Raw genomic sequence first — 24462 nt, 5'->3', positions numbered from 1 at the left:
CGTCAGTCCGCGCCGCCGAGGACGTCCTGGGAGAACTCCACGAGCGAGCCGGTCACCACGCCGATGCGGTCGGAGAGCAGCAACGCGACCATCTCGGCGACCTCGTCCGGTTTGACCAGCCGACCCATCGGCGCCGCCGCCTCCGCCTCCGCGAGCCAGCCCGGCGCCCGGCCGTGGAACGATCGCTGGACCCGGTCCTCGTGCGGGGTGTCGGTCCAGCCCAGGCAGAGCCCGTTGACCCGGATCCGGTCCCGGCGGTGGGCGTGGGCGACGTTGCGGGTGAGGGTCGCCAGCGCCCCCTTCGAGGTGGAGTACGCGCAGAGGTGCGGCTGACCGCCGTGGGCGCTCGTCGAGAGGATGTTGACGATCGCACCCGGGGCCCGACGGCGGCGCATGTCCCGGACCGCCTCCTGCATCGTCAGCATCGGCGCGCGTACGTTGACGGCCATCATCCGGTCGAAGAATGCCGGCGTGGTCCCGTCCAGTGTGGATCGTCCGGTGTCCGCCGCACTGTTGACCAGCCCGTCGACCCGGCCGAACCGCTCGACCGCCCGCCGGACCACCGCGCGGCAGTCCTCGGGATCCTCCAGGTGTGCCCGGACGAACTCGGCGGAACAGTTCGTGCCGGCCAGCGCGGCGGTCACCGCGAGGCCACGCCCGCGGTCCCGTCCGGCGACGACGATCCCGACCGCGCCCTCACGGGCGACTGTCCGGGCGACCGCCTCGCCGACTCCCGACGTACCGCCGGTGACGACGACGACCTTGTCCTGACACAGTTTGCGCACCGTACGCTCCCCGCTCCGACGTCGCAGGCGGGCACCGGGGGCCCGCCTGCGACCGTCGAACGCGACATCGGACCCGGCCGTACCGGCACCGCGTACCGCCGGGTCACGGCCCTACCGCTGGACCCAGACGCTGTCCGGGGTGAACGTGCCCAGGTCGGAGATGCCGGAGTTGCCCGAGACCTGGTACGGGTCGCCGAGGCAGTCGTCGTTCATGAACATGGCCGAGCTGCGGCTGTGGGTGTTCCGGACCGATTGCGCCCGGTCGTCCCAGTCCGCGTCCACCAGGCTCACACAGGTGCCGCTGGGGTTGAGGGAGGTGACGGCGAACATCTCACCGGTGAATCCGACTCCGTCGTACAGACACAGAGCATTCGAGGGACAGGTTGCGGCGTCGCTTGTGGACACCTGAGCCGCCGTGGCAGCTCCGGACGTACCCAACAGCGCCACCACCGACAGACCCGCTACGAGAAGAGAGGAACGCAGACGCCGTACCAACACATCGACCTCCGTGAGTTGGATGTTGGTTGATCGGACTATATCGACGCGTCGTCCGGCGCGGCAGCGGGCAAAGATCGACCCTTGACAGCACCGCCGCCCGGCTTCGGTCGACCGGCGGGCGACCCGGCCCGGTGCCGGTACCGGTCAGCCGGCGTGCGACGGCGGACAACGGGTACCCCGCTACAGCCCAGCAGTCAGGGGGCGTTCGGGTCGGCGGCGCCGGCCGGGCCCTTGTCGTACGACGGAGGAGCTGAGATGAGCATCGCCGGGCGGACGCGACTCCCACCGGGTGTCTCCCTGGTGCTGCTGGCGTCGATCCTGGTGTCGTTCCTGGCCGCCTCGGCGGCCCCGACCCCGCTCTACGGGATCTACCAGGAGCGCTGGCACTTCTCGCCGATCACGACCACGGTGGTGTTCGCCGTCTACGCCGTCGCGGTGCTGGCCTCGCTGCTCACGTTCGGCAGGCTCTCCGACCATGTCGGCCGGCGTCCGGTACTGGCCGTGGCGATCGCGGTACAGATGACCTCGCTGGTCATCTTCGTCCTCGCCGACGGCGTACCCGCGCTGCTGGCCGCCCGCCTCGTGCAGGGGCTCGCGGCCGGCGCCGCCACCGGCGCCGTCGGCGCTGCCATGCTCGACCTCGACCGTGCCCGTGGCACGCTCGCGAACGCGATCGCCCCCGGGATCGGAACCGGCAGCGGCGCCCTGCTTTCGGCGCTGCTCATCCGCTTCCTGCCCGCACCGACCCGGCTGGTGTACGTCGTCCTCTTCGTCGTCCTGCTGATCCAGGGCGCGGCGCTCGCGCTGATGCCGGAGACGGTCGCCCGGACGCCAGGGGCACGCCGGAGCCTGCGGCCGGAGGTCAGGCTGCCCCGTGCCGTGCGCGGGCCGGTACTGGTGGTCGCACCGGTGCTCTTCGCGGTCTGGGCGCTGGCCGGCTTCTTCGGCGCGCTGGGTCCGGCGCTGGTGCGCGCCCTGATGAACACCTCGATCGTGACTGCCGGTCTGGTGCTGTTCGTCTTCGCTCTCTTCGGTTCGGTCGCCGTACTGCTGATGCGGAACACCGCCGCGAGGACGGTGATCCTGGTCGCGATCACCGCTCTCATCCTGGGCATGATCGTCACGCTGGTGTCGGTCATGGCCAGTTCCGTCCCCGGCTTCTTCGTCGGCCTCGCGCTCGGGGGTATCGGCTTCGGGGGCGGATTTCAGGGTAGCCTCAAGACCGTCATGCCGCTCGTCGAGACGCACGAACGTGCCGGCGTGCTCTCCCTGCTGTACGTCATCTGCTACGTCGGCTTCGGCCTGCCGACCGTTGTCGCCGGCTTCCTGGTGGTCTACGCCGGTGGCGTCCCCCGGACCGCGGACGAATACTCCGTCGCGGTCATCCTGCTCGCCCTGGTCGCCCTCTTCGGGGTCCGCAGGGCCACGAGTCCGCGCTGAGAGCCACGAGTCCGCGCCAGAGGACGGGAGAACACGCGCCAGAGGACGGGAGAGCAGGCGACGAGGGACTCAGCGCGCCCGGCCGGGCGGGTCGGGGCGGGAAGGCCGACCGGAGCGCTCCGGCCCGGCAGGGGCAGCCTTCGCCGGGAAGCTGACCCGGACGGTGCTGCCCTGCCCGGGCACCGAGGTGACCCCGGCCGTGCCGCCGTGCGCGGTCACGATCGCCTCGACGATGGCCAGACCCAGGCCGGACGAGCCGCCGCCGTCGCGGCTGCGGCTGGGGTCGGCGCGGTAGAAGCGCTCGAACACGTACGGCAGGTGCTCCGGCGCGATCCCGTCGCCCTCGTCGCGTATCGTGACCACCACCTCCCCACCCTCGGTGCTGACGGTGACCGCGACCGGCGTGCCGGGCCGGGTGTGCTGCACCGCGTTGCCGACGAGGTTGCGCAGCACCTGCTGGATGCGCGGGCCGTCCCCGTCGACGACCGCCGCCGCGACGCCGTCCAGGGTGATGGCTCGGTCGGTGCTGACCACCCGGGCGTCGTCCACCACCTCGCCGGCCAGCGCCACCACGTCCACCGACCCGAGTTCCAGCGGTCGCGCCCCGTCGAGGTGGGCCAGCAGCGCCAGCTCGTCGACGAGCAGCCGCATCCGGCCCACCTCGGCCTGCATCCGTTCCATGGCGTGGTCAAGCTGGTCGGGGTCGCGCAGTCCACCCTGGACGTAGAGGTCGATCCAGCCGTGCATGGTCGCCAGCGGGGTGCGCAGCTCGTGACTGGCGTCCGCGACGAAGCTGCGCAGCCGGTCCTCGGCCCGCCGTTGGGCGTCGAAGGCCCGCTGGACCGCGGCGGTGATCGCGGCGGCCTCCGGGCCGGCGACGAGCGCCACGAGGGCCAGCCGCCATTTCGCGGAGCGGTTCACTGCCGCACCGGCCGCAGGCTGTACCCGAACCCCCGCACGGTGTGGATCAGCGACGGCCCGCCGAAGTCGATCTTGCGTCGCAGGTTGGAGACGAACCGCTCGACCACGCCCGCGTCGCCGCCGAAGTCGTACTGCCAGACGTGGTCCAGGATCTGCGCCTTGGAGACCACCCGTCCGGTGTTGGCCAGCAGGTAGCGCAGCAGCCGGAACTCGGTGGGGGAAAGTTCGACCGGACGCCCGCCCCGGGTCACCGCGTGCCGGGCCTCGTCCATCTCCAGGTCACCGCAGCGCAGTACTCCCTCCGGCACCGCCGGCGGCCCGTGTCCGGACCGCCGCAGCAGGGCCTCCAGCCGAGCGGCGACCTCGACCACGTTGAACGGCTTGCTGAGGTAGTCGTCGCCGCCCAGACGCAGGCCGCGTACCCGGTCGTCCACCTCGTCGCGGGCGGTCAGGAACATCACCGGCACTCCGACGCCCCGCGAGCGCAGCAGGTGCAACAGGTCGAAGCCGTCCGTACCGGGCAGCATCACGTCCAGCACGATCGCGTCGGGGGTACGGGTCCCGATCGCGGCGAGGGCGGCCGGGACGTCGCCGACGGCCTCGACCTCGAACCCCGCGAACCGCAGCGCGGCGACGAGCAGCTCCCGCAGGCCCGGATCGTCGTCGACCACCAGAATGCTGTGCACGTCCCCATCACACCACTGCGGCGGGGGCGGCCGGGCGTCCCTGCACCGGCCGGGTGAGCCGGGCACCCTCCACGTCCAGGTTCGGCAGTACCCGGTCGAGCCAGCGCGGCAGCCACCAGGCGCCGTGCCGGGCAAGCGCCAGCAGCGCCGGTACGAGCGTCATCCGGACCAGGAACGCATCCAGCAGGACACCCACCGCGAGCGCGAAGGCGATGGGCTTCAGCGTGGCGTCGCCGACCGGGATGAAGCTCGCGAAGACCGAGACCATGATCAGGGCGGCCGCCGCGACCACCCGCGCCGAGGCCCGGAAACCCTGGTCGACCGCACGTCGCGGGTCGCCGCTCTGGGCGTACTCCTCGTGCATCCTGCTGACCAGGAAGACCTCGTAGTCCATCGCCAGGCCGAAGAGCACCGCCATCAGGATGATCGGCATAAAACTGATCACCGGCCCGGTGCGCGCGACCCCGACCAGCTCGGCGAGCCAGCCCCACTGGAAGACCGCGACCACCGCACCCAGCGTCGCGCCGACCGAGAGCAGGAAGCCGAGGGTCGCCTTCAACGGCACCAGCAGCGACCGGAATGCCAGCAGCAACAGCAGAAAGGCCAGACCCACGACGACCAGGGCAAAGGGTACGAGCGAAGCGCTCAGCAGCTCGGAGATGTCGATGCCGATCGCGGTCACGCCGGTGACTGCCACGGATTCGCCACCCGCGTCCTCGATACCGGTCACCACCCGTTCGGTACGTTCGTCCTGCGGCCCGGTCTCGGGGATCACCGTCAGCATCGCGTACCGGCCGTCGGCGGAGAGTTGCGGGCGTCCGACCGCGGCCACCCCGTCCACCGCACCGAGCCGATCGGCCAGCGCCGTGGCAGCGGCCTGTTCGTCGCCGCCCGCGCCCGCAAGGTCGGCCAGGACCGGCAGCGGAGCGTTGAAGCCCGGTCCGAAGGCGCCGGCAATCAGGTCGTACGCCTGCCGCTGCGTGCTGGCCGCCGGGGCGGAACCGTTGTCGGTGAGCGCGAGCCGCAGCCCCGCCGCCGGTACGGCCAGCACGCCGAGTGCCGCGACGACAGCGAGCGTCGTGACCAGCGGCCGGCGGGTGACCAGCCGGACCCAGCGCCCGCCCATGCTGCCCCGGCCGTCCCCCGTCGCACGCCGGACGGCCCGCGAGCCGGGCTTCGGGCGCAGCCGGTCTCCGGCGAAGCCCAGCACGGCCGGGATCAGGGTGACCGCCACCAGCACCGCGACGATCACGGCGGCGGTCGCGGCCAGTCCCATCGCGGTCAGGAACGGGATCCGGACGACGGTCAGCCCGGCCAGCGCGACGACCACGGTGAGGCCGGCGAACGCCACGGCGGTGCCGGCTGTGCCGATCGTCCGGGCCACGGAGTCGGCCACGGGCATCCCGGACGCCAGCTGCGACCGGTGCCGGGCGACGATGAAGAGTGCGTAGTCGATGCCGACCGCGAGTCCGAGCATGAGGGCCAGGGCCGGCGCGGTCGGCGGTAGCGTCAGCATCCCCGCCACGGTGGTCAGGCCGGCGACGGTTACACCCACCCCGAGCAGCGCGGTGAGCAGCGGCAGCCCGGCCGCGACCAGGGAACCGAAGGTGATGACGAGGACGACCAGCGCGATCAGCAGTCCTGCGGCCTCGGTGCCGTGGCTGTTTCCACCGGCGCTGTCGTAGGCCGACCCGCCGAACTCGACCCGCAGCCCGGCCTCCCGGGCCGGTTGGAAGACGTCCTCCAGCGCGGCGCGGGCGCCGTCGGCCAGGTGGGTGCGCTGCTCCTGGTAGTCCACGGTCGCCAGGGCGGTGCGACCGTCGGTCGAGACCGTCCTCGCGGTGAACGGGTCCAGCACCCCGGCCACCTGCGGCAGCTTCGCGGCGGCGCCGAGGGTCTGCTCGACGACCCTGGTGTGTTCGGCGATCCGGTGGCCGGCGGGCGCGACGAACACCACCTGCGCGGAGGCGCCCGAGGAGGCCGGGAACTGTTCGGCGACGGTGTCCAGGGTCTGCTGGGCGCGGGAGCCGGGGATCGAGAAGTCGTCGGAGTACGAGCCACCGGCGGTGGCGGCGAGTGCTCCGGCGGCGACGAGGAGGGCCAGCCAGGCCACCAGGACGGTCCGACGGCGCCGGTACGTCCAGGCACCGAGCCGGTAGAGCGATGCGGCCATGACGGCAGACTCCCGTGGTCGTGGGTCGAGGAGTCTCAGCAGAGCGTCCGGGCCTGACGATCCGGCGTCGACGAACCTGACGGTTGCCTGACGGTCGATCCCGGCGCTTACGCGACGACCGGTCGGGAAGTGGCCGGTGGCCAGGGTGCGGCGTCGACCGTCAGCGTTGTGCGGCGAGGGGACTCCCGTCGCCGAACCTCCAGCTCGGGTACCGCTCGGTCAGGTAGCGGCGATGACCGTCCCAGTCGCTCGGTCCGAGCAACCGCACCGGGGACAGTTGGAGCCGGTCCTCCGGATCCTGGTCGTAGCCCCAGGTGAACCCGACCAGGGGTACGACGAGCCGCCGGTCGACGTCCCACGGACCGATGGTCAGGAAGGTGTGCGCCTGCCACCGCACCGCACCGGAGCGCCAGCGGGATGGCGCGTCGAAGAGTACGGGGTTGAACCCGTACCAGGCGAAGGGCGCGGTGGAGTCGGCGAACAGGTCGAAGGGGTCGATCTCGAACCGATCTGTCGGGCGGGGTTCCCGGACCAGTTGTACCCAGCCCAGCAGTGACCGGTAGCCACGGGCACTGAATTCGACAGACGCGGTACACACCGGCATGCCCACCTCCCGTTCACTCTTGCCGATGGCCACCGGGTCGGTGTTCGGCGTGACATCCACCAGCACCCGACCATGCTCGTCGTCGAAGTCGAAACGAATCTCCACAAGGGCATCCTGGCACCTCGTCCCCGCGGTCCACGTCGGGCCGCCGGTACCGTACGCCGGTCCGGGAGGGGTTCAGCGCAGGACGCGATGGTAGGTGCGGATGACGTCGCCGTCCGGGGTGGATCGCTGGGATCCGGCTTCCCATCCCAACCGCTCGTAGAAGCCGACCGCTCCCAGGGGTCCGGTCGAGGTCTGCAATTCGACCCAGGTCGCGCCGGCAGCCCGGACGTACTCCACGAAGTGCTCTACCAGCCGCTCGCCGATTCCGCTCTTGCGCCAATCCGGCCGCACCGCCAACGCGGTCATCACGGCCACCTGCGCGGCCGGGACAGACCGGGCCGGTACTGGCGCCGCCCGGCGGTGCAGCAGCCGCTGCGTCCACGGACGGACCCGTGATCGCAGGAGGCGGGCGGCGACGCGAGGACGGACGCACAGCGCGGCGATCCCGTTCACCGCCAGGGACGCGACCGTACGCCGGTCCGCCATCAGCCCGGTGGTGTACTCGGCCTGGTCGCTGGTACCCATCAGGAATCCGACCAGTTCGTCCGGCCCGGCCGTAGCGTCGACGACGACATAGCCGACGCCGTGCCGGGAGTCGAGGAACGTTCGCTGCCAGCGACGGACAAAGCGCGCCCCGAGCGACGGGAACAGCCCGAACGGCAGGAGAAGGACGTGGGCCCGAGAGATGGCGGGAAGGTCTTCGTGCGTCGCCGGCCGCAGGAGAAGCTGACCGGAAGCCAGTTCGATTGCCGTGGGACCGGGGTTCGGCACCGTTGCCGCGCCGCTGATGTCGGCTCTGCTCTTGATCCTGGGCAGGAAGCGCATAACCTCGACAACCTCGATATCAGGGCGGAAGTCCGCCCCCCGCGTCAGGTCACTGTCCCGGCTACCCCGTACGCGGCGAGCCACACCCGTGGCGAACCGGCGGCGCGATGGTCGCCCGGCGCTTCTGGGCTTTCCGCACCCGATGACGGTACTGCACCTGTTTGGTTCAGTTCGTGGCGCCCGGAGGCTCCCCGATCGACGCTGCGCGGACGTCGGGCGTGGCGGCCAGCAGCAGCGCCGACACGGCCGCGAAGGCGGCGGCACCGAGGAAGACCAGACCCGGTGACGCGTAGGTCAGCGCCCATCCGAACGTCAGCCCGGCCACAACCGGCACCACGGTCTCCGCGACGGCGCCGATCCCGGTCAGCGCACCCTGCACGATCCCCTGCTCGTCGGCCCGGACGTTACGGGAGATCCACGACTGTGCGGCCACGCCACCGACCGAGCCGAGCACGCCGACCGCCTGTAGGAGGTAGAGCATCCACGGAGCGGAGACGAACGCCGTACCCAGCAGCCCGGCGACGCCGAGCAGGCTGCCGGCCACCGCCGCGCGCTTGTCACCGAGCCGGCGGACCACCGGTCCGACGGCCCGCGCCTGGAAGACCGCGCCGACGAGCGCGCCGGCCGCCATCACCACGCCGACGTGCGTGGTGCTCCAGGCGAACTGGTACGTGAGGAAGAACGTCCAGATCGACTGGTGGGTCATCCGGGCGACATCGGCGCAGAGGCGGGCGTACCCGAGCCGCCCGAGTACCGGCCGGCGCAGGACGACGGCGACGGCACCGACCGGGTTCGCCATCCGCAGGGTCAGTGGGGTGGTCCGGTCACCGGGCCGAGACTCCGGCAGGACGAACCAGCCGTAGGCGACGTTGCCGAAGGAGAGCGCGGCGGCGACGAAGAACGGCAGGCGTACATCGACCGCACCGAGCAGGCCGCCGATGGTCGGACCGGCGACGAAGCCGAGCCCGAACGCGGCGCCGACCAAGCCGTACGCGCGAGCCCGCGACTCGGGCGCGGTGACGTCCGCGATGTACGCGTTGACCACGGTCCTCGTTCCGGCGCAGGCGGCCGCGAGGGCGTGGAACACCAGAAGCGTCCAGGGGGTGTGGGACATCGCGTGGGCCAGCCAGTCGACGCCGAGGCAGGCCAGCGACGCGAGCAGGACGGGTCGTCGGCCGTACCGGTCGGAGAGCCGCCCGAGCAGCGGCGAGACGGCGAACTGCAACAGGCCGTAGATCGAGCCGAGCAGGCCGGACCAGAAGACCGCCGCGGCGGTGTCCTTGGTAACGGCCGCCATCAGGGCCGGCAGGATCGGCACGATCAGGCCGAGCCCCAGCATGTCGAGGAAGACGGTGACGAGCAGGAAGGAGAGGGCGGGTGCCCGGCGCATCGCGGCTCCTGAGTCTTGAGCGGGCAGGGCCCCCTCGCGACTCACGGTCTGCCGGAAGTACGGAGGATCAGACTATCTGCGTTGTCAAATCATTTTTCGTCGCCGAACTGACGTGGTGAGGCAGCCACCGTCGGCTGGCATGATGGGCGCGATGCTGGCCGCCCGAGGTTCCCACCACGATCACCTCTCGGTCGCGCTCGCCGCCCGTGCCGACGCCGAACTGTCGGCGCTGCTCGACACCGCGCCCGTCGCCGCCGTGGGCGTGGGCGGCGGCTGCGCCGTCGTCGACATCGACGGCGTGCCGGTGTTCGTCAAGCGCATCCCGATCACCGATCGGGAGCTGGCCCGTCCGCGGAGTACGGCGAACCTCTCCGGCCTGCCGACCTACTCTCAGTACGGCATCGGTGGGCCCGCCCTCAACGTCTGGCGTGAGTTGGCCGCGAACCAGATCGTCACCGAGGCGGTGCTGGCCGGCGAGGTCGAATCGTTTCCGCTGCTCTACCACTGGCGCGTGCTCCCCGGCCGGCCGCCGACCGCCGCCGAGCACCTCGACGTCGACGCGGTACTCCGCCGCGTCGGCGGCACCGCGGTCGTGCGTACCCGCCTCGCGGAGTTGGCCAGCGCGACGTCCAGCCTCGTGCTGTTCCTCGAACACGTCCCCCACCCGCTGCCAGCCTGGCTGAACGCCGACCCGGTCGGCAGAGCCGAGACGTTCGAGCGGCAACTGTTCGAGATCACCGCCTTCCTGCGGGATCGTGAGCTGTTGCACCTGGACGGGCACTTCGGCAACCTGCGTTCCGACGGCGAACGCATCCACCTCGTCGACTTCGGGCTGGCGACCTCGTCCAGGTTCGACCTCTCCGACGCCGAGCGCGAGTTCGTGGCCCGGCACGCCGACCACGACGCCGGGTACGCGGCGATGACGCTGGCGAACTGGCTCGTCACCACGGTCTGTGGGATACCGGTGCCGGTCAGCGGCGGCCCCGTCGCCCGCAACGAGTACGTACGTCGGTGCGCCGGTGGTGACATCCCGCAGGAGCTTCCCCCGGCCGTGGCGGGGATCCTCGCCCGACACGCGCCGGCAGCGGCCCGGATGAACGACTTCTACTGGCGGTTGTTCGGCGGCGACGTACACGCGGAATACCCTGGTCTGGAGCTCCGGTAGCCGCCCGCAGGGTCATCCCGGGCGGAGGCGGCAGCAGGGGTTCGGTCGTGCTGACCATGACCGTGCCGGCCCAACTGACTTGGTCGCCGTCGCCGGCCCGCTCCACGTTGTCCGGGCTGGACGCGGCATCCGCGGCGGCCTGGTCGACCAGGCTCAGGGTGGCGGCGGCCAGCACCTCCGGCCCGTACGGCGGCCGGTCACGCCACCACCGCCAACCGGCCAGGCCGCCGACCCCGACGAGCAGGATTCACCACACCGGTTATCAAGCCTGTCCGTTGCCTCATGCCTGGCAGTCTCCGTCGGTCTTCATGGCCGTGCGTCGAACTCGGCGCGCGCCTCGAAGACGCGGTCCATGTGCGCCTCTGCCCAGGTCTTGATCGCCACCATCACCGGGACCAGGTCCCCGCCGAGCGGGGTGAGCGCGTAGTCGACCCGGGCCGGCACGGAGGCGGTCACCGTGCGGGTGAGCAGACCATCGCGCTCCAGCTTGCGCAGAGTCTGGGTGAGCATCTTCTGGCTGACGCCGGCGATGCGGCGGGCGAGCTCGCCATGTCGCTGCGGGCCGTCGGCGAGCGCCGCGATCACCAGCGCGGCCCATTTGTCGGTGAGCGTGGTCAGCAGCTCCCGGGTCGGGCAGGCAGCCAGAAACGCGTCGTAGTCACGTTTTGCCTGCTCGCGCCGTTGCCCTGCGGTCATGGTCGACACGTCTCACCACCCTTGTCAGTGCCTTAGGCACTCCAAGGTACCTACTTTCTCACGGTGCCCAATGGTCCCTACGGTTACGGGAACCACGACATTCAGCGGAGGGTACGGCGATGCGCGCAGTCAGCTATACGGAGTTCGGCGGGCCGGAGGTCTTGCAGGTGGTGGCGAACCTGCCGGTGCCCGACCCCGGGCCGGGACAGGTACGGGTGCGGGTCAGCGCCTCCGTCCTGCACCCGGTCGACCTCATGGTCCGGGCCGGTCGATTCCCGGCACCGCTGCCGGGCGGGCTGCCGTACACACCCGGCTGGGACGTGGCGGGCAGGGTCGACGCGGTCGGTCCCTCCGTCACCGGTCTCAGGGTGGATGACGATGTCATCGGCTTCTCGCCCTGGCTGCGCACCACGGTCGGTACCCACGCCGAGTACGTGGTGCTGAATGCCGAGTGGCTGACCGCCGCGCCCGCCGGGATCCCCGCCACCGAGGCGGCGACCCTGCCGACCAACGGCCTCGCCGCCGCCCAGGCCCTCGACCTGCTCGCACTCCCGTCCGGCTCGTCCGTGCTCGTCACCGGCGCCGCAGGACAGGTCGGCGGGTTCACCCTTGCCCTGGCCCGGGTCGCCGGCCTGCACGCCGAAGGAATCGCGGGGGTCGGCGACCGGGAGTTCGTCGAGTCGCAGGGCGCGGCGTTCGTGCCGCGCTCGGACGGTCCGCTCGCGGTGACGTCGGGCGGCTTCGACGCGGTTGTCGACCTGGCACTGATCGGCCCGTCAGTGATGGAACTGGTCAGAGACGGCGGTGGCTACGTGGCCGCCTCACCCCCGCTGCGCCCGAAGCCGGTACGAGGGATCCGGACCTTCGCCCTGGACGTGCTGCCGGACGGCTCCCGGCTGGCCGACCTGGTGAAACTGGTGGAAAGCGCTGACATCCCGTTGCGGGTCGCCGGGGTTTACTCCTTCGCCGACGCGGCGGCGGCCCACACCCGGCTGGCCCAGGGCGGCGTGCGGGGCGGCGTCGTGGTCGTTCCCTGATCTGCCACCCGGTGCTCCGAGGTGCCCGGACCGGTCCCGGCCGACACTTCTCGGCCGACCTGCACGATCTGTTCTGGTCCGGTCCGGGCAACGTCACCGCGATGGCGCTGTCACGAGCGGGCCGCGACGTCCCAGCGCCCACACGACGAGCGCGCAGCAACAAAGCGCCGCACCCGCGACCGTGACCGCTCTCCAGCCGCCTGCGGGCCAGAGCGCGGTCGCGGTGGCGGAGCCGATCGCACCACCGAGGAAGTTGCCGGCACCCAGCGCCGTGTTGAGCCGGCTCCGGGCCTCGTCGGAGAGGGCGAACAACCGCGCCCGGTTGAGGAGGGCCTGCCCCTGGAGGGCGACATCGATCACGATGATCACAATGACGACGAGTACGACGGAGCGGCCGGCGAACGCCGCGCAGACGAAGGCGCCGAGCGCCAGTACCCAGGCCGCGCCAGTGGCCGGAAGTGACCAACCACCGTCGTGCAACCGGCCGGCATGCTGGACGGCGAGGACACCGGCGAGGCCGGCCAGGCCGAACAACCCGATCACCTGCACCGGGTACTGGAACGGCGGACCGCTGAGCAGGAACGTCAGCCCCGTCCAGAACAACGAGAACACGGCGAACCCGGTGGCCGCGAGGAGCAGTGTCCATCGGGCCGCCCGCTCACGCATGACCACCGCGCCGACCGAGGCGATCAGCGCCGGGTACGGCATGCGGGTCCGGGGTGCCAGTGGTGGGATCGCACGGTACAGCAGGACCGCGAGCAGGATGGCGACGACCGCGGCGAGGGCGAAGATCACACGCCACCCGGCGGTACCGGCGACGAACCCACTGATGGTGCGGGAGGCCAGGATACCGGTGAGGGTCCCGGACCCGACGGCGCCGACGACTCGGCCACGCTGCGCGTCGCCGGCAAGGTCCCCGGCGAGCGGGGTGAGGACCTGGCCGGAAATCGTCGTCACCCCGAGCACGCCGAGTGCGAGCAGGAGCAGGCCGATCGATGGTGCCAGCGCGCACAGCAACAGCGCGGCGGCCGAGGTCAGCAGCATCACCGGGACGAACCGGCGACGGTCGACGACGTCGCCGAGCGGCACCAGCAGCAACACGCCGACGGCGTACCCGACCTGCGTGGCGGTGACGAGCCAGCCGGCCGTCGCGGTCGTGGCACGTAGGTCATCTGCGATGAAGTCGAGCAGCGGCTGCGCCCAGTACAGGTTGGCGATGGCCGCTCCCGCCGCCACCGCGAGCAGGAAGGTGAGCCTGCGGCTGATCGCCTCCGGCGGTGCCACCCTGGGTGCTGCCACCCTGCCACGCTAAGGCGCCGGATCAACACGTCGACCCGGCGGCAAGACAGCCTTACCGCTGGGAAAGCCAGCCCGTACCGGCGGAATCACCGAGCCGGTGTCGGTTGACCGTACGCTACTCGACGGTCGCGGTCAGGCCCTCGCCGCCACGGCCGGCCGCGAGGAGCGCTTCGATTCTCGCCGCCACCTCTGGTAGGCCGCCATCTCCGAGGCGTCGGCCGGCCCGCAGTTCGATGAGGTGGCGGAGGACAGTCAGATGTTCGGTGAGGTCTGCCGGGCCGGGAGGGTAGCTTGCCTGCTGCATCTCCGAGACGGTGGCGGATACCGCCGCAACCACGTGGCCGAGCTGCGTGGTCGCCGTACGGGAGAATTCCACCACGTCGACCCCGGCCGCGCGTGCCGTTTCAAGCGCTCGTAGCAGGCCGAGTTGGGCGTCGTACCACACTCCGAAGAGGGCGAGGTCCCAGACCGCTGCCGCCTCCGGCGCCGCACCGACGAAACGTGGCCTGCTCAGCAGTTCGAGGGTCGTCCGGTGTTGCGCGAACGCTTGCGGAGACCCGCTGTACAGGATGGTTGCGGCATCGGTGCCGATCGTCTCCGGCGAGGCCTGGATCCCCGCGTCGAGGTATTGCGCGCCCAGGCCGGCGACCAGCTGGGCGGCCAGCCGGGCTTCGCCGGCGGTACCCGTGTACATCCCGACAATCGCCTGCCCCGACAGATCCGTGTCGAGCTGGCCAAGGCACTGCTCTACCGCTGCGTAGTCCTTGACGGTCAGCAGAACCAGGGCGCTCGAGGAGACTGCCTCCGCGACGGATCGCGCTGGCAGTGCCCCCGCGACCACCAGGTCCTTGGCGCGACTCTCGGTCCGGTTCCACACCGTAACGTCGCGTCCACTTCGGAGTAGTCGATGCACCACGGCGCTGCCGATGGCGCCCGTGCCGAGGATCGCGACTCTGGGTGTCGGCCTGTTGACTCCCGTCATGGCACGATCCTCAAACATGAACCTTACTTGATGTCAATCGTCTCGGTGGACCGTGGCGCGAAGAAGCGGATGATGTCGTCGGCCGCGGTGGGCGAGAGCATCATCGCCTGGACTCGTGCGGACATTTCCGCGATCGGGTGAATTCTGGCGAACATCGTCTCCTCGTACCTCCGGATCGCCAGGTTCGGGTCGGCGGGGTTGGCGGCAAGTTCCGAGGCGAGTTCGGCGGCGTCGAGCATCGCCTGGTTGGCACCCTCGCCGACCGGCGGCATGAGGTGCGCGGCGTCGCCGATGAGGGTGATTCCCGGCCGGTTGGCCCAGCGGGTACCGACGGGCATCGCTTCGATCCGGCGAGGCGTCGGCGCGCTGTCGCCGGCTTCGATGAGTGCGGTGAGGCGTGAGTCCCAGCCTTCGAAGATGTCCAGCAGAGCACGCTTGCTCCGGTACGTGTCGAGGTCGCGATCTTCCGCGCGCAGCGAGACGCCGACTCGGATGGTGCCGTCGCCGAGGCGTTGCGCCGCAAGGATCTGGTTCATGCCGACGCACCACAGGTTGCCGGGACCAACCAGCTCGGCGAGGTCCGGGTGGCGCCGGTCGGCGTCGCTGACGGTCAGCTCCACCAGGGTGGCCACGTAGCAGGGTCTCGCATCGGTCAGCAGCGACCGGACGACCGAGCGGGCGCCGTCGGCGCCGACGAGAATGTCGCAGTCGGTTCGGTGACCGCCATGGAACGTCAGCCCGAAGCCCCCGTGAGGTCGTGGCGTCGCCGCGACGAGCCGGTGCTGCCACGCAACCGCGTCGGCCGGGAGCGAATCGAGCAGAAGATCACGCAGTCTTCTCCGATCGATTTCAGGACGTCCGGAGAATGACCCGGGTTGTGGTTTGTGGTGCACCAGGGTGCGTGCGGCCGGGTCGAGGATGCGGTGTTCCTCGCCCTCCGGCCGCGCCTCGGACCGGAACCGGCCGGTGAGACCCGCCTCGGCCAGGGCCTGTTGCCCGGACTCCGGGTGCAGGTCGAGCATCCCGCCCTGCGGTCGCGCGGATCGGCCCGCCTCGCGTTCGTACACCACCGCGTCGATGCCGTGCCGGTCCAGGATTCGGGCCAGCGTCAGGCCGCCGAGGCCACCACCGGCGATCGCGATTCGCATCATCATCTCCGTTACCGTACGCTGTACCTTATGGATACGCCGTACGGTAGCGCACCGCCGCCCGTCTGGGAACGGCCCGAGCCTCGACCCCGGGCGGCGCCCGTGCCACTGAGCCGCGCGAAGATCGCCGCCACGGCGATCCGGCTCGCCGACGAACACGGTCTCGACGGGCTGTCGGTACGCAAGATCGCCAAAGAACTCGGCGTCGGCCCGATGCGGCTCTACGACTTCGTGATCAACAGATCAGAGCTGCTCGACCTGATGGTGGACGCCGTCTATGCCCAGATCGCCGAGGCCGGCCAGCGCTCCGAGTGGCGCGCCACGGTACTGGCCATCGCTCACCGGACCCGCGAGGCCGCCCTTGATCATGAATGGTTCTCCGACCTGCTCGGCGGAAGGCCACACCTGGGACCGCACGCGCTCGCCGTAGGTGAATCGACCGCGGCGGCGCTCAGCCGGGCCCCCGGGGTGCGCGGCATCGACGACCTCCAGCGGGCCGTGGGCGCCCTCAACGCATTCATCATCGGAGCGCTCCGCCGAGAGGTCACCGAGCGCCGCACCGCCCGTTCCACCGGCACCGACGTGACCGCCTGGCAGGCCGCCCTCGGGCCCTACCTGACACGCATGCTCGAGACAGGCCGCTACCCCACCGTCGCGCGGCTCGTCATCGACGGCGCTCACCTCGACGCCGAGGAGACCTTCCACCACAACCTGATCACCATCCTGGACGGCATCACCAACCACCCTCGCCCGTGACCTCGCCGCGCGGCCTGGGATCGCACCGAGGTGGTCGGTGCGTCAAACGATCCGGTAGCCGACTCCCGGTGTCGTGGCGATGACTGCCGGATCGCCGAGCTTGCGCCGTAACCGGCCCACGGTCACGGTGACGGTATTGGTGAACGGGTCGGCATTCTCGTCCCAGACCTGCTCGAGCAGGGACTCGGTACTCAGGAAACCCGGGCTGGCCCGTAACAGCGCGTGGAGTACGGCGAACTCCTTGACCGAGAGGTTGAGCTGCCGTCCGTCGCGGACGGCGGTCCGGCGTACCGGATCCAGCACGATACCGGCCGCATGCAGTATCCGGGGCCGCGCGTCCGGCTTGCGGCGTGCGAGGGCCTGGATCCGCAGGATCAGCTCGGGGAAGTGGAAGGGCTTGCCGAGATAGTCGTCCGCGCCGAGGGTCAGCCCGCTGACCCGGTCACCGGGCGCACCCGCTGCGGTCAGCATCAGTACCATCGGCCGGTCGGCCCGCTCGGTGATCATCTGGCACAGCGTGTCGCCGTGCAGGCCGGGCAGGTCCCGGTCCAGGACCACCACGTCGTGCGCGGTGAGGTCGAGCTTGGCGCCGGCGGTCAGCCCGTCGTACGCGATGTCGACGGCCATCCCCTGGTCGCGTAGCCCCTCTGCGACGACCTCGGCGAGAGCGTGGTCGTCCTCGACGACGAGGATCCTCATGCCGGCACCGGCACCTTCGGGACCGGAAGTGTGATCGAGACGCGCAGGCCGCCCTCCGGCAGGGCGAGCAGGACGAGCCGGCCGCCGTGGGCGGCGGCGACGGCGGCCACAATGGATAGTCCGAGTCCCGAGGAGCCGGTACGCTCGCCGCCGAGCCGCGCGAAGGGTTGCGCCAGCCGGTCGACCTCCCGCTGGTCGAGGACTCGACCGCCGGTCTCCACGACCAGCACCGTCTCCTCCCCGCCCGCCGATCCGGTGATTCCGATCCATCCGCCCGGCTCGTTGTGTGTCACCGCGTTGTCGACGACGTTGCCCACCATTCGCGCCAGCAGCGCCGGGCTGCCGTGGGTCTTCGTTGCCGGTGGTACGTCCACCGTTACGCTCAGCCGCTTCGTCCGCACGTCGGCGGTCCTCTCCCGCAGGGCCGTGTCGATGAGGTCACCGAGGTCGACCATGGTGGCGTCGGCCAGCCTGCCGTGCTGTGCCCGGGCCAGCACGAGGAACCCGTCGAGCAGGTGATCGACCCGATCCAGTTGGGTGCGCACCCGGTCCGCCAGCGCCACCGTCGAGGGCGCCGGGTGGGGCTTGGCGACGGCGACGTCCAGCGACGCCCGCATCGTCGCCAGCGGGGTACGTAGCTCATGGGAGGCGTTGGCGACGAAGCGGCGCTGTGCGGCGAACGCGGTCTCGAGTCGTTCGAGCAGCTCGTCGATGGTGTCCGCGAGATCCTTCACCTCGTCAGCCGGGCCGGTGACGGCGAGCCGGCGGTCCAGGCTGTCGGCCGAGACGCGCCGGGTGGTGTTGGTGATGAGCCGCAGCGGTCGCAGTACGCGCCGGGCCAGCACCCGACCGAGCACGAGCGACACGACCGCCATCACGATCAGCGCCACCAGCGAGCCGGCCAGCAGTTGGCGGGCCTGCTGGGTGTGCACGGTGGCCAACTGGTCCTCCAACTGCCGGATACGCTGCTGCGCGGCGGTCGGGCCGCTGCCCCCGGCGGGGGGATTTCCGGCCGGGGCGACGTTGCTGACGCTGCCGCCGGAGAGCAGAAAGGTCAGGCCCAGCAGCCCGATGCCGGAGACGAGGAACACCGCCGCATAGAGGAGCGTGAACCTTGCCTGCACGGTACCGCTGGCCAGCCTGATCATGCCTCCAGCATGCCGCGGGGGACCTAACACCGGCGTGACAGAACCGGTTCGGCCGGCGTTATGGGCCGGTGCGTAGAACCGACGGCATGTCGACCATCGAACTCCTCCGGCGGGAATGGGCCGCGTTCCGCCGTCCGGGCCGCCTGATCGCGCTGGGCGCCGCGGCGCTCGCGGTCATCGGGCTGGGCCTGCTCTACGCCTCAGGCAACCGGGCGTCCTGCCCCGGGTCGTGCCCGGCCGTTCCCGTGGCCGGCGACGGCGCCACCGTCAGCGACAGGTTCTGGTTCCTGCACCGCGATCTCGGCCGCGAGGGCAGCATCACGGTCCGGATGACCGGGATGACCGGGACGATCACGTATCCTCCGCCGGACCATGACCAGATCGTTCCCGGGCTGGTGCCCTGGGCGAAGGCCGGGATCATCGTCAAGGACGGCGTACGGCAGGGCTCCCGGTACGCGGCACTGATGATGACCGGCAGCCACGGAGTACGGTTCCAGTACGACTATCGACACGACGTCGTCGGCAGCGCGGGCGGCTCGGCGCGGTACCCGCGCTGGCTGCGCCTGACCCGCTCGGGCGACACCATCACCGGTTCGGAGTCGGCCGACGGCAGGCAGTGGCACACCGTCGCAGCGGCGAAGCTCGACGGGCTGCCGGACGTCGTGCGGGTCGGCCTCTTCGCCACCTCCCCCGGTGACCTCACGCTCCGGAAGGTCGGCCTCGGCGGTGCGACCGAGGAGGTCCGGTTCACCCAGGCCGTCGGCGTCTTCGACAACGTCGCCGTCGAGGGCAGCACCGGCGGGTGGCAGAGCGACCCGGTGGGCGAGATGAACCACACCGACTGGGAGAAACACCACAACGCGTCGGGGGCCGTCGAGAGGAACGGTGTCGTCACGGTCAGCGGCACCGGTGACATCGGGCCGATCGGTGAGGAGGGCGCGCGTAGCGTCGAGAAGACCCTGCCCGGCCTGACGGTGGCGCTGATCATCATGCTCATAGTCGCGGTTCGCTACGGCGTCCGCACAGTTCGTGAGGGAGCCTCCCGGCAGGTGATCACCGCCCGCGCGGCTGTCGTCGGGGCGGCCACCTTCGTCACCGGTCTGGTCGCCGTCGGCATCGTCGTCCCGCTTGCCCTCTCGATCCTGAGGGGCAACGGCATCCCGGTGCAACCGATACCGATACTCACCGGCGCCCGGGTGATCGTCGGCGTCGCGGCGGTGCTCGCCCTCTGCGCCGTCCTCGGGTACGGGTTCGGCGTGTGGCTGCGCCGCGGCGCGCTGGCGATCCTCGTCGGGCTCTCGCTCGTCGCCCTGCCCTACGCATTCACGGCGTTTCCGCTACTGCCCGACACCGTCTCCGAGTGGCTGCTGCGACTCACTCCGGCCGCCGGATTCGCCGTTCAGCAGACGATGGAGGAGTATCCGCAGGTCATCGCGCACTACGCGCCGTCGGCCGGGTACTTCCCACTCCCCTGGTGGGCCGGGTTCGCCGTGCTCTGCGCGTACCTGACGATCGTGATCCGGATGGCCGTCGGCCGCGGGTCCGCCGGGCACGCCGACTGGCGGTAGGTGACGGTGCGGGGCGGCCGCCCCGCACCGCCGCAGACTACGAGAACGTGGATCATGTCGACGAGCGGATGTCGGGGTGTGGCGACCCGCGCGCAACCGAGTGGCCCGCCTGCCCGGGGGCGGCGGGGACGACGGAAGATCCCGCCTCTATGCTGGCCCGATGGCGTCGGTCAAGCAGATCCAGATCACCTTCGACTGCGCAGAACCTGAGCGCGTCGCTCGTTTCTGGTGCGAGGTGTTGGGGTACGTCGTTCCGCCGCCGCCGGAGGAATTCGCTTCGTGGGACGACTTCAATCGATCACTGCCGCCTGAGCGTCAGGGTTCGGCCTTCGCCTGCATCGACCCGTCGGGCGTGGGCCCGCGCCTGTACTTCCAGCGTGTCCCCGAAGGCAAGGTCGTCAAGAATCGGGTGCATCTCGACGTCCGGGTCGGTACCGGGCTCGTCGGTGCAGAGCGGGTGGCCGCCCTGGAGGCCGAATGCGCACGACTGGTCGCGCTCGGCGCGACACGGGTGCGACTGCTGCCTGCCGATGACGACAACGAGTCGTGCCTCGTGATGCAGGACATCGAGGGCAACGAGTTCTGTCTCGACTGAGTGGCCGCGAACCTGGCAGCCCCGCGCGGTCCCGTGGGTCAGTTCGCGGTGACACAGAACTCGTTGCCGTCGGGATCGGCCAGCATGACGGCGCCGTCCTCCCCGGTCTCCAGCTCAGTAGCCCCGAGCGAGACCAGTCGGTCGACCTCCGCCTGCTGGTCGCCGTCGATCGGGGCGAGGCCGAAGCGCTGCCGATTCCGCCCCTGTCTCGGAGTCACGGGCGGCCCTCCCCACGCGACCTTGGTGCCGCCGCGCGGTGACTGGATTGCGGTCTCCTGGTCCTGATCCCAGACCAGCGGCCAGCCCAGCGCCTCGCTCCAGAAGAGGCCGACCTCCCGGGTACCGTCGCAGGTCAGCTCCCCGAGAAAGCCGCACCCGGCGAGGAAGGCGTTGCCCGGCTCGACCACGCAGAACTCGTTGCCTTCGGGGTCGGCGAGGACTATGTGCCCCTCTTCGGGCCGCTGCCCGACGTCGAGGTGACCGGCACCCAGTTCCAGAGCCCTGGTCACCGTGTGTTGCTGATCGGCCAGGCTTCCGCTGGTCAGGTGGAAGTGCATGGGGTTTGGCCCCGCCTTCTCCGCGCGGCTCGGGACGAACCGGAGGCCGGGCTGGGTGTCCGTGCCGGGTGCGACCACGCCATCGGCGTCCTTCACCATCTCGCGGCCGAGCATGCCAGCCCAGAACTGCGCCAGGCGAGCCGGGTCGTGTGCATCGAGGGTGACCGTCAGCAGTCGCGGAAGCATCACCGCACAGTAGACACGGACCAGCGCGCCGACAAGGCCTGGCCAGTCGCGCCACCGCCGCTCATTACATCAGCAACTTAATAAGTTTGTGATACGTTGACGTCGTGCCGGAGCTGAGCATCACCGAGCTGACCTCCACGCTGGAGGACTTCAACCGCATCTTCATCCGCCTACCGACGGTGCATCGGCTGAGCTTCACGATGCTGTCCGTGCTGCACACACTGCGGTACGGCGGGCCCAAGCGGCTCACCGAACTGACCGCCAGCGAACAGGTCACCCAGCCCGCGATCACCCAGACCGTGACGAAGCTGGAGAACGACGGCCTGGTGAAGCGCGAACCCGACCCCACGGACGGCCGAGCGGTGCTCGTGCACATCACCGACGACGGGGCGGCGATCGTGGACAGCAGACGAGCGAGCCGGGTGCGGCATCTGACCGAACTGGCCGGCCAACTCACGGCGGAGGAACGTGCGGCCATCGCGGCGGCCCTGCCGGCCCTGGCGCGGCTGCGCGACATCGACCGGCAGCGGGACGGCGGCGGCACGGCCCCCGACCGCGACGGCAGCACGAGGAGGCGAGGATGAGCGACCCCTTCCCACTACAGCCCCAGCCGATCCACGTACCCGACGAGGTGCTCGCCGACCTGCGGCGCCGGCTCGACCTGACCCGGTGGCCGGACGACCCGGCGAACGAGGACTGGCATTACGGCGTCAACCGCGATTACCTGCGGGAACTCGTCGACTACTGGCGTGACGGGTACGACTGGCGCAAGGCCGAGGCCGCGATCAACGCGTACCAGCACTACCGGGTCGAGGTCGACGGCGTGCCCGTGCACTTCATGCGCCGACCCGGAGTCGGCCCGAACCCGACCCCGTTGATCCTCTCGCACGGTTGGCCGTGGACGTTCTGGCACTGGTCGAAGGTGGTCGATCCGCTGGCCGACCCCGGGGCGTACGGAGGCGACCCGGCCGAGGCGTTCGACGTGATCGTCCCGTCGCTGCCCGGGTTCGGCTTCTCCGGCAGTCGGCCGGACATGAACTTCTGGAAGATCGCCGACCTCTGGCACACCCTGATGACCCGGACGCTCGGCCACCGGAGGTACGCGGCGGCCGGGTGCGACGTCGGAGCGCTGGTCACCGGGCATCTCGGACACCGGTACGCGGCCGAGCTGTACGGCATCCACATCGGGTCGGGCCAGAAACTCACCATGTTCAACGGCGACCGGGCCTGGGATCTCAGCGGTGGGCAGCCGATCCCGGCCGGGCTGCCGGCCGAGGTGCACGCCCGAATCGTCGCGCTGGACAGGCGCTTCGCCGTGCACCTGGCCGCGCACGTGCTCGCCCCCAGCACCCTCGGCTACGGACTGTCCGACTCACCCGCCGGGATGCTCGCCTGGATCCTGGAACGCTGGGTGAAGTGGAGCGACAACGGCGGCGACATCGAATCGGTCTTCAGCAGGGACGAGCTGCTCACCCACGCCATGATCTTCTGGACGACCGGCTCGATCTCGACCTCGATCCGCACCTACGCCAACAACAACCGCTACCCCTGGACACCGTCCCACGATCGGTGGCCGGTGGTCGAAGCGCCCACCGGAATCACCTTCGTCGGCTATGAGAACCCGCCCGGCGTGACCACCGAGCAGCGGGTCGAGCACTTCCTCCGCAGCGACCGCGCCGGCTGGTACAACCATGTCAACCTGACCACACACGACCACGGCGGCCACTTCATCCCCTGGGAGATTCCCGACGCGTGGGTGGCCGACCTGCGCCGCACCTTCGCGACAGTACGCAGGAGGCGGTCGGGATAAGTTCGACGGCCCGGCGGCGAGGCCGGTCGCGTCGCCGGACCGTCGGCGACGCGGGCCGCTGGCCGACGACGGGTGCGCCCGGTCGCCCCTCGAAAATGCTCTTGCGGGCCGGACCTGCTGCCGTGAAAATCGCGTGCTGTGTCGATCGTAGGCATGGAGGCCGAGGTCCGGCCCAACACCGTCGTCATCGTCATCGATGTCATCCGTGCCTTCACGACCGCCGCGATTGCCTTCGAGCGTGGCGCGACGGAGATAGTCTGCGTGCCGTCGGCCGAGGTGGGCCGAGATCTCCGGCGACTGCACCCGGATCGCCTGCTCGTCGGCGAGCTGAAGGGGCTCAAGCCAGCGGACTTCGACTTCGGGAACTCGCCGTTCGAGATGTCGATGGCGCAGATGGACGGCCGACGGCTGATTCAGACGACGTCGAACGGTACGCGCGGACTCGTCCGGTATCGGGACCCGGCGGTGCTGCTCGCGGTGTCGGCACTCAACGTCGGCGCCACCGCTCGGTGGATCGGGACGAACCACGCCGAGACTCCGTACACTCTCGTCTGCACCGGGCAGACCGCTGAGGACCGGGCCTGTGCGAGATATCTGGACGACCTCCTCCAGGGGGCGAAGCCGAGGCCGACGGACCTGGTCGCGGGCATCATGGAGGGCGCCGCCGAGCATGCCCGTGCGTACGCACGGCAACCCGCGCCCGAACGGGTTGATCTCTCCCAGGATCTTCCCTTCTGCTGTGACGTCGACCGGTCCCCGTTCGCCATGGTGGGCGAGGCCCGCCAGGGCCACGTCGCGCTGGCGAGGGTGGCCTGCTGAAGGCGCATCCTGGCCCGCCGATATCCGGCCAAGAGGGCTAGGTGCCTCATCGGCACACTCTCCCGCCGGGAACAGCGCGTCGGCGGATACCACTGCATATTCCGGCTTACGCCCGTACTTGGGTTTGGCGCTGCCACGCCGCGACTGCCGGGGAACCGACAGCGGACGGGCGGGATCGCAGACTCCGGAGCACACATCGCACCATCCTGATCGGAGGTAAGATGCGACTCCGTCCCCGCATCATGGGGTGGGGGTGGCGGGCACGCTCGCCGGCAACCTCCAGGTGACGGCGGTGCAGCCGAACGCGGGACCGCGCCGCTGCAAGGTCGCGCGCTGGGGCGCCAGCGGCGTCGACATCATCGCGTACGTCGCCTGCTTCGACCAGGGTGGAGCGCCGGTGAACAGCGAGTTCACCCTGTCGTACCACCGTGAGCGGGCCGTCTACGGCTCGTTCGGGCCGCCGAAGTACACCGGGTATTTCTTCTCGGCCGGCGCTGGCCAGACCAACTGGAACTATCCGGCCGGCGGATTCGGGTTCAACTCGTCCGCCCCCCGCCGAGGTCGACACGC

25 protein-coding genes are annotated in these 24462 nt (G+C 70.7%); 9 read left to right on the top strand and 16 right to left on the bottom strand.

The features are described from left to right. Positions 1-2: 2 nt before the first annotated feature. Entirely contained in the window at positions 3-785 is a 783-nt protein-coding gene (locus V1634_RS16710) for an SDR family oxidoreductase (RefSeq protein ID WP_331208748.1), read from the bottom strand. A 111-nt stretch (positions 786-896) separates the two neighbouring features. Next, complete coding sequence (locus V1634_RS16705) at positions 897-1190, bottom strand: peptidase inhibitor family I36 protein (RefSeq protein ID WP_331208747.1); 294 nt, start codon at positions 1188-1190, stop codon at positions 897-899. Positions 1191-1538: 348 nt separating this feature from the next. On the opposite strand from V1634_RS16705, the gene V1634_RS16700 reads away from it, so the two are divergent. Next, positions 1539-2723 carry an MFS transporter gene (locus tag V1634_RS16700; RefSeq protein WP_331208746.1) on the top strand — a complete coding sequence of 395 codons (1185 nt, stop codon included), beginning with the start codon at positions 1539-1541 and terminating at the stop codon, positions 2721-2723. A 69-nt stretch (positions 2724-2792) separates the two neighbouring features. On the opposite strand, the gene V1634_RS16695 is transcribed toward V1634_RS16700, so the two are convergent. The 6 genes from V1634_RS16695 to V1634_RS16670 form a co-directional block, all read right to left on the bottom strand. Next, positions 2793-3644, bottom strand: a complete 852-nt coding sequence (locus V1634_RS16695) for a sensor histidine kinase (RefSeq protein WP_331208745.1) — start codon at positions 3642-3644, stop codon at positions 2793-2795. After that, positions 3641-4330 (bottom strand): response regulator transcription factor, encoded by a 690-nt coding sequence (locus V1634_RS16690; protein ID WP_331208744.1) that lies wholly within the window; start codon positions 4328-4330, stop codon positions 3641-3643. Before V1634_RS16690 ends, V1634_RS16695 begins: the two co-directional genes overlap by 4 nt. Positions 4331-4337: 7 nt before the next feature. Then, positions 4338-6503 (bottom strand): MMPL family transporter, encoded by a 2166-nt coding sequence (locus V1634_RS16685; RefSeq protein WP_331208743.1) that lies wholly within the window; start codon positions 6501-6503, stop codon positions 4338-4340. A gap of 160 nt (positions 6504-6663) precedes the next feature. Next, positions 6664-7212 carry a hypothetical protein gene (locus V1634_RS16680; RefSeq protein ID WP_331208742.1) on the bottom strand — a complete coding sequence of 183 codons (549 nt, stop codon included), beginning with the start codon at positions 7210-7212 and terminating at the stop codon, positions 6664-6666. A 72-nt stretch (positions 7213-7284) separates the two neighbouring features. Further along, a complete protein-coding gene (locus tag V1634_RS16675; RefSeq protein ID WP_331208741.1) occupies positions 7285-8037 on the bottom strand; it encodes a GNAT family N-acetyltransferase in 753 nt (250 codons plus the stop codon). A gap of 166 nt (positions 8038-8203) precedes the next feature. Further along, positions 8204-9427 carry an MFS transporter gene (locus tag V1634_RS16670; RefSeq protein WP_331208740.1) on the bottom strand — a complete coding sequence of 408 codons (1224 nt, stop codon included), beginning with the start codon at positions 9425-9427 and terminating at the stop codon, positions 8204-8206. Positions 9428-9566: 139 nt separating this feature from the next. Here V1634_RS16670 and V1634_RS16665 point away from each other — a divergent pair, with 139 nt between their 5' ends. Further along, positions 9567-10592 carry a serine/threonine protein phosphatase gene (locus V1634_RS16665; protein WP_331208739.1) on the top strand — a complete coding sequence of 342 codons (1026 nt, stop codon included), beginning with the start codon at positions 9567-9569 and terminating at the stop codon, positions 10590-10592. 306 nt (positions 10593-10898) lie between these two features. Here V1634_RS16665 and V1634_RS16660 read toward each other — a convergent pair whose 3' ends face one another. Further along, positions 10899-11288 (bottom strand): winged helix-turn-helix transcriptional regulator, encoded by a 390-nt coding sequence (locus tag V1634_RS16660; protein ID WP_456238614.1) that lies wholly within the window; start codon positions 11286-11288, stop codon positions 10899-10901. A gap of 119 nt (positions 11289-11407) precedes the next feature. On the opposite strand from V1634_RS16660, the gene V1634_RS16655 reads away from it, so the two are divergent. Continuing rightward, the gene (locus V1634_RS16655) at positions 11408-12325 is read left to right on the top strand and encodes an NADP-dependent oxidoreductase (protein ID WP_331208737.1); all 918 of its coding nucleotides are present in this window, start codon (positions 11408-11410) and stop codon (positions 12323-12325) included. Positions 12326-12418: 93 nt separating this feature from the next. Here V1634_RS16655 and V1634_RS16650 read toward each other — a convergent pair whose 3' ends face one another. The 3 genes from V1634_RS16650 to V1634_RS16640 all read right to left on the bottom strand — a co-directional run bounded on the left by V1634_RS16650 (position 12419) and on the right by V1634_RS16640 (position 15754). After that, positions 12419-13624, bottom strand: a complete 1206-nt coding sequence (locus tag V1634_RS16650) for an MFS transporter (RefSeq protein ID WP_331208736.1) — start codon at positions 13622-13624, stop codon at positions 12419-12421. 115 nt (positions 13625-13739) lie between these two features. Continuing rightward, positions 13740-14606: an NAD(P)-dependent oxidoreductase gene (locus V1634_RS16645; protein WP_331208735.1), complete on the bottom strand. Its 867-nt coding sequence runs from the start codon at positions 14604-14606 to the stop codon at positions 13740-13742. Between the two features lie 23 nt (positions 14607-14629). After that, positions 14630-15754 (bottom strand): FAD-dependent oxidoreductase, encoded by a 1125-nt coding sequence (locus V1634_RS16640; protein WP_331208761.1) that lies wholly within the window; start codon positions 15752-15754, stop codon positions 14630-14632. Positions 15755-15784: 30 nt separating this feature from the next. Between V1634_RS16640 and V1634_RS16635 the strand changes: the two genes are divergently transcribed. Next, a complete protein-coding gene (locus V1634_RS16635; protein WP_331208734.1) occupies positions 15785-16510 on the top strand; it encodes a TetR/AcrR family transcriptional regulator in 726 nt (241 codons plus the stop codon). Between the two features lie 42 nt (positions 16511-16552). Here the strand turns inward: V1634_RS16635 and V1634_RS16630 are convergent, their stop codons facing one another. Next, positions 16553-17209 carry a response regulator transcription factor gene (locus tag V1634_RS16630; protein WP_331208733.1) on the bottom strand — a complete coding sequence of 219 codons (657 nt, stop codon included), beginning with the start codon at positions 17207-17209 and terminating at the stop codon, positions 16553-16555. Further along, positions 17206-18357: a sensor histidine kinase gene (locus tag V1634_RS16625; protein WP_331208732.1), complete on the bottom strand. Its 1152-nt coding sequence runs from the start codon at positions 18355-18357 to the stop codon at positions 17206-17208. Before V1634_RS16625 ends, V1634_RS16630 begins: the two co-directional genes overlap by 4 nt. 86 nt (positions 18358-18443) lie before the next feature. Here V1634_RS16625 and V1634_RS16620 point away from each other — a divergent pair, with 86 nt between their 5' ends. Together V1634_RS16620 and V1634_RS16615 are read left to right on the top strand one after the other, a co-directional pair. Beyond that, positions 18444-19925, top strand: a complete 1482-nt coding sequence (locus V1634_RS16620; RefSeq protein WP_331208731.1) for a hypothetical protein — start codon at positions 18444-18446, stop codon at positions 19923-19925. Between the two features lie 160 nt (positions 19926-20085). After that, entirely contained in the window at positions 20086-20520 is a 435-nt protein-coding gene (locus tag V1634_RS16615; RefSeq protein WP_331208730.1) for a VOC family protein, read from the top strand. A gap of 38 nt (positions 20521-20558) precedes the next feature. On the opposite strand, the gene V1634_RS16610 is transcribed toward V1634_RS16615, so the two are convergent. After that, on the bottom strand, positions 20559-21263 hold the full coding sequence (locus tag V1634_RS16610) for a VOC family protein (RefSeq protein ID WP_331208729.1): 705 nt from the start codon (positions 21261-21263) through the stop codon (positions 20559-20561). Between the two features lie 104 nt (positions 21264-21367). Between V1634_RS16610 and V1634_RS16605 the strand changes: the two genes are divergently transcribed. The 3 genes from V1634_RS16605 to V1634_RS16595 all read left to right on the top strand — a co-directional run bounded on the left by V1634_RS16605 (position 21368) and on the right by V1634_RS16595 (position 23892). After that, complete coding sequence (locus V1634_RS16605; RefSeq protein WP_331208728.1) at positions 21368-21847, top strand: MarR family winged helix-turn-helix transcriptional regulator; 480 nt, start codon at positions 21368-21370, stop codon at positions 21845-21847. After that, complete coding sequence (locus tag V1634_RS16600) at positions 21844-23073, top strand: epoxide hydrolase family protein (RefSeq protein ID WP_331208727.1); 1230 nt, start codon at positions 21844-21846, stop codon at positions 23071-23073. The genes V1634_RS16605 and V1634_RS16600 overlap by 4 nt, the downstream gene beginning before the upstream one ends. 153 nt (positions 23074-23226) lie before the next feature. Further along, complete coding sequence (locus tag V1634_RS16595; protein WP_331208726.1) at positions 23227-23892, top strand: 2-phosphosulfolactate phosphatase; 666 nt, start codon at positions 23227-23229, stop codon at positions 23890-23892. Between the two features lie 240 nt (positions 23893-24132). Here the strand turns inward: V1634_RS16595 and V1634_RS16590 are convergent, their stop codons facing one another. After that, entirely contained in the window at positions 24133-24306 is a 174-nt protein-coding gene (locus V1634_RS16590) for a hypothetical protein (protein WP_331208725.1), read from the bottom strand. Between the last annotated feature and the right edge of the window lie 156 nt (positions 24307-24462).

This window comes from Plantactinospora veratri, from assembly GCF_036421995.1.
In the GTDB taxonomy this organism is placed as follows: domain Bacteria; phylum Actinomycetota; class Actinomycetes; order Mycobacteriales; family Micromonosporaceae; genus Plantactinospora; species Plantactinospora veratri.
This window is presented reverse-complemented; position numbering and strand designations above follow the sequence as displayed.

Excerpts from the sequence above, each read along its gene's own strand:
- V1634_RS16700 (WP_331208746.1), top strand. The coding sequence starts at position 1,539 with ATGAGCATCGCCGGGCGGACGCGACTCCCACCGGGTGTCTCCCTGGTG.
- V1634_RS16685 (WP_331208743.1), bottom strand. The coding sequence starts at position 6,503 with ATGGCCGCATCGCTCTACCGGCTCGGTGCCTGGACGTACCGGCGCCGT.
- V1634_RS16675 (WP_331208741.1), bottom strand. The coding sequence starts at position 8,037 with ATGCGCTTCCTGCCCAGGATCAAGAGCAGAGCCGACATCAGCGGCGCG.
- V1634_RS16670 (WP_331208740.1), bottom strand. The coding sequence starts at position 9,427 with ATGCGCCGGGCACCCGCCCTCTCCTTCCTGCTCGTCACCGTCTTCCTC.
- V1634_RS16665 (WP_331208739.1), top strand. The coding sequence starts at position 9,567 with ATGATGGGCGCGATGCTGGCCGCCCGAGGTTCCCACCACGATCACCTC.
- V1634_RS16660 (WP_456238614.1), bottom strand. The coding sequence starts at position 11,288 with ATGACCGCAGGGCAACGGCGCGAGCAGGCAAAACGTGACTACGACGCG.
- V1634_RS16655 (WP_331208737.1), top strand. The coding sequence starts at position 11,408 with ATGCGCGCAGTCAGCTATACGGAGTTCGGCGGGCCGGAGGTCTTGCAG.
- V1634_RS16645 (WP_331208735.1), bottom strand. The coding sequence starts at position 14,606 with ATGACGGGAGTCAACAGGCCGACACCCAGAGTCGCGATCCTCGGCACG.
- V1634_RS16640 (WP_331208761.1), bottom strand. The coding sequence starts at position 15,754 with ATGCGAATCGCGATCGCCGGTGGTGGCCTCGGCGGCCTGACGCTGGCC.
- V1634_RS16635 (WP_331208734.1), top strand. The coding sequence starts at position 15,785 with ATGGATACGCCGTACGGTAGCGCACCGCCGCCCGTCTGGGAACGGCCC.
- V1634_RS16630 (WP_331208733.1), bottom strand. The coding sequence starts at position 17,209 with ATGAGGATCCTCGTCGTCGAGGACGACCACGCTCTCGCCGAGGTCGTC.
- V1634_RS16625 (WP_331208732.1), bottom strand. The coding sequence starts at position 18,357 with ATGATCAGGCTGGCCAGCGGTACCGTGCAGGCAAGGTTCACGCTCCTC.
- V1634_RS16620 (WP_331208731.1), top strand. The coding sequence starts at position 18,444 with ATGTCGACCATCGAACTCCTCCGGCGGGAATGGGCCGCGTTCCGCCGT.
- V1634_RS16615 (WP_331208730.1), top strand. The coding sequence starts at position 20,086 with ATGGCGTCGGTCAAGCAGATCCAGATCACCTTCGACTGCGCAGAACCT.
- V1634_RS16610 (WP_331208729.1), bottom strand. The coding sequence starts at position 21,263 with ATGCTTCCGCGACTGCTGACGGTCACCCTCGATGCACACGACCCGGCT.
- V1634_RS16600 (WP_331208727.1), top strand. The coding sequence starts at position 21,844 with ATGAGCGACCCCTTCCCACTACAGCCCCAGCCGATCCACGTACCCGAC.
- V1634_RS16595 (WP_331208726.1), top strand. The coding sequence starts at position 23,227 with ATGGAGGCCGAGGTCCGGCCCAACACCGTCGTCATCGTCATCGATGTC.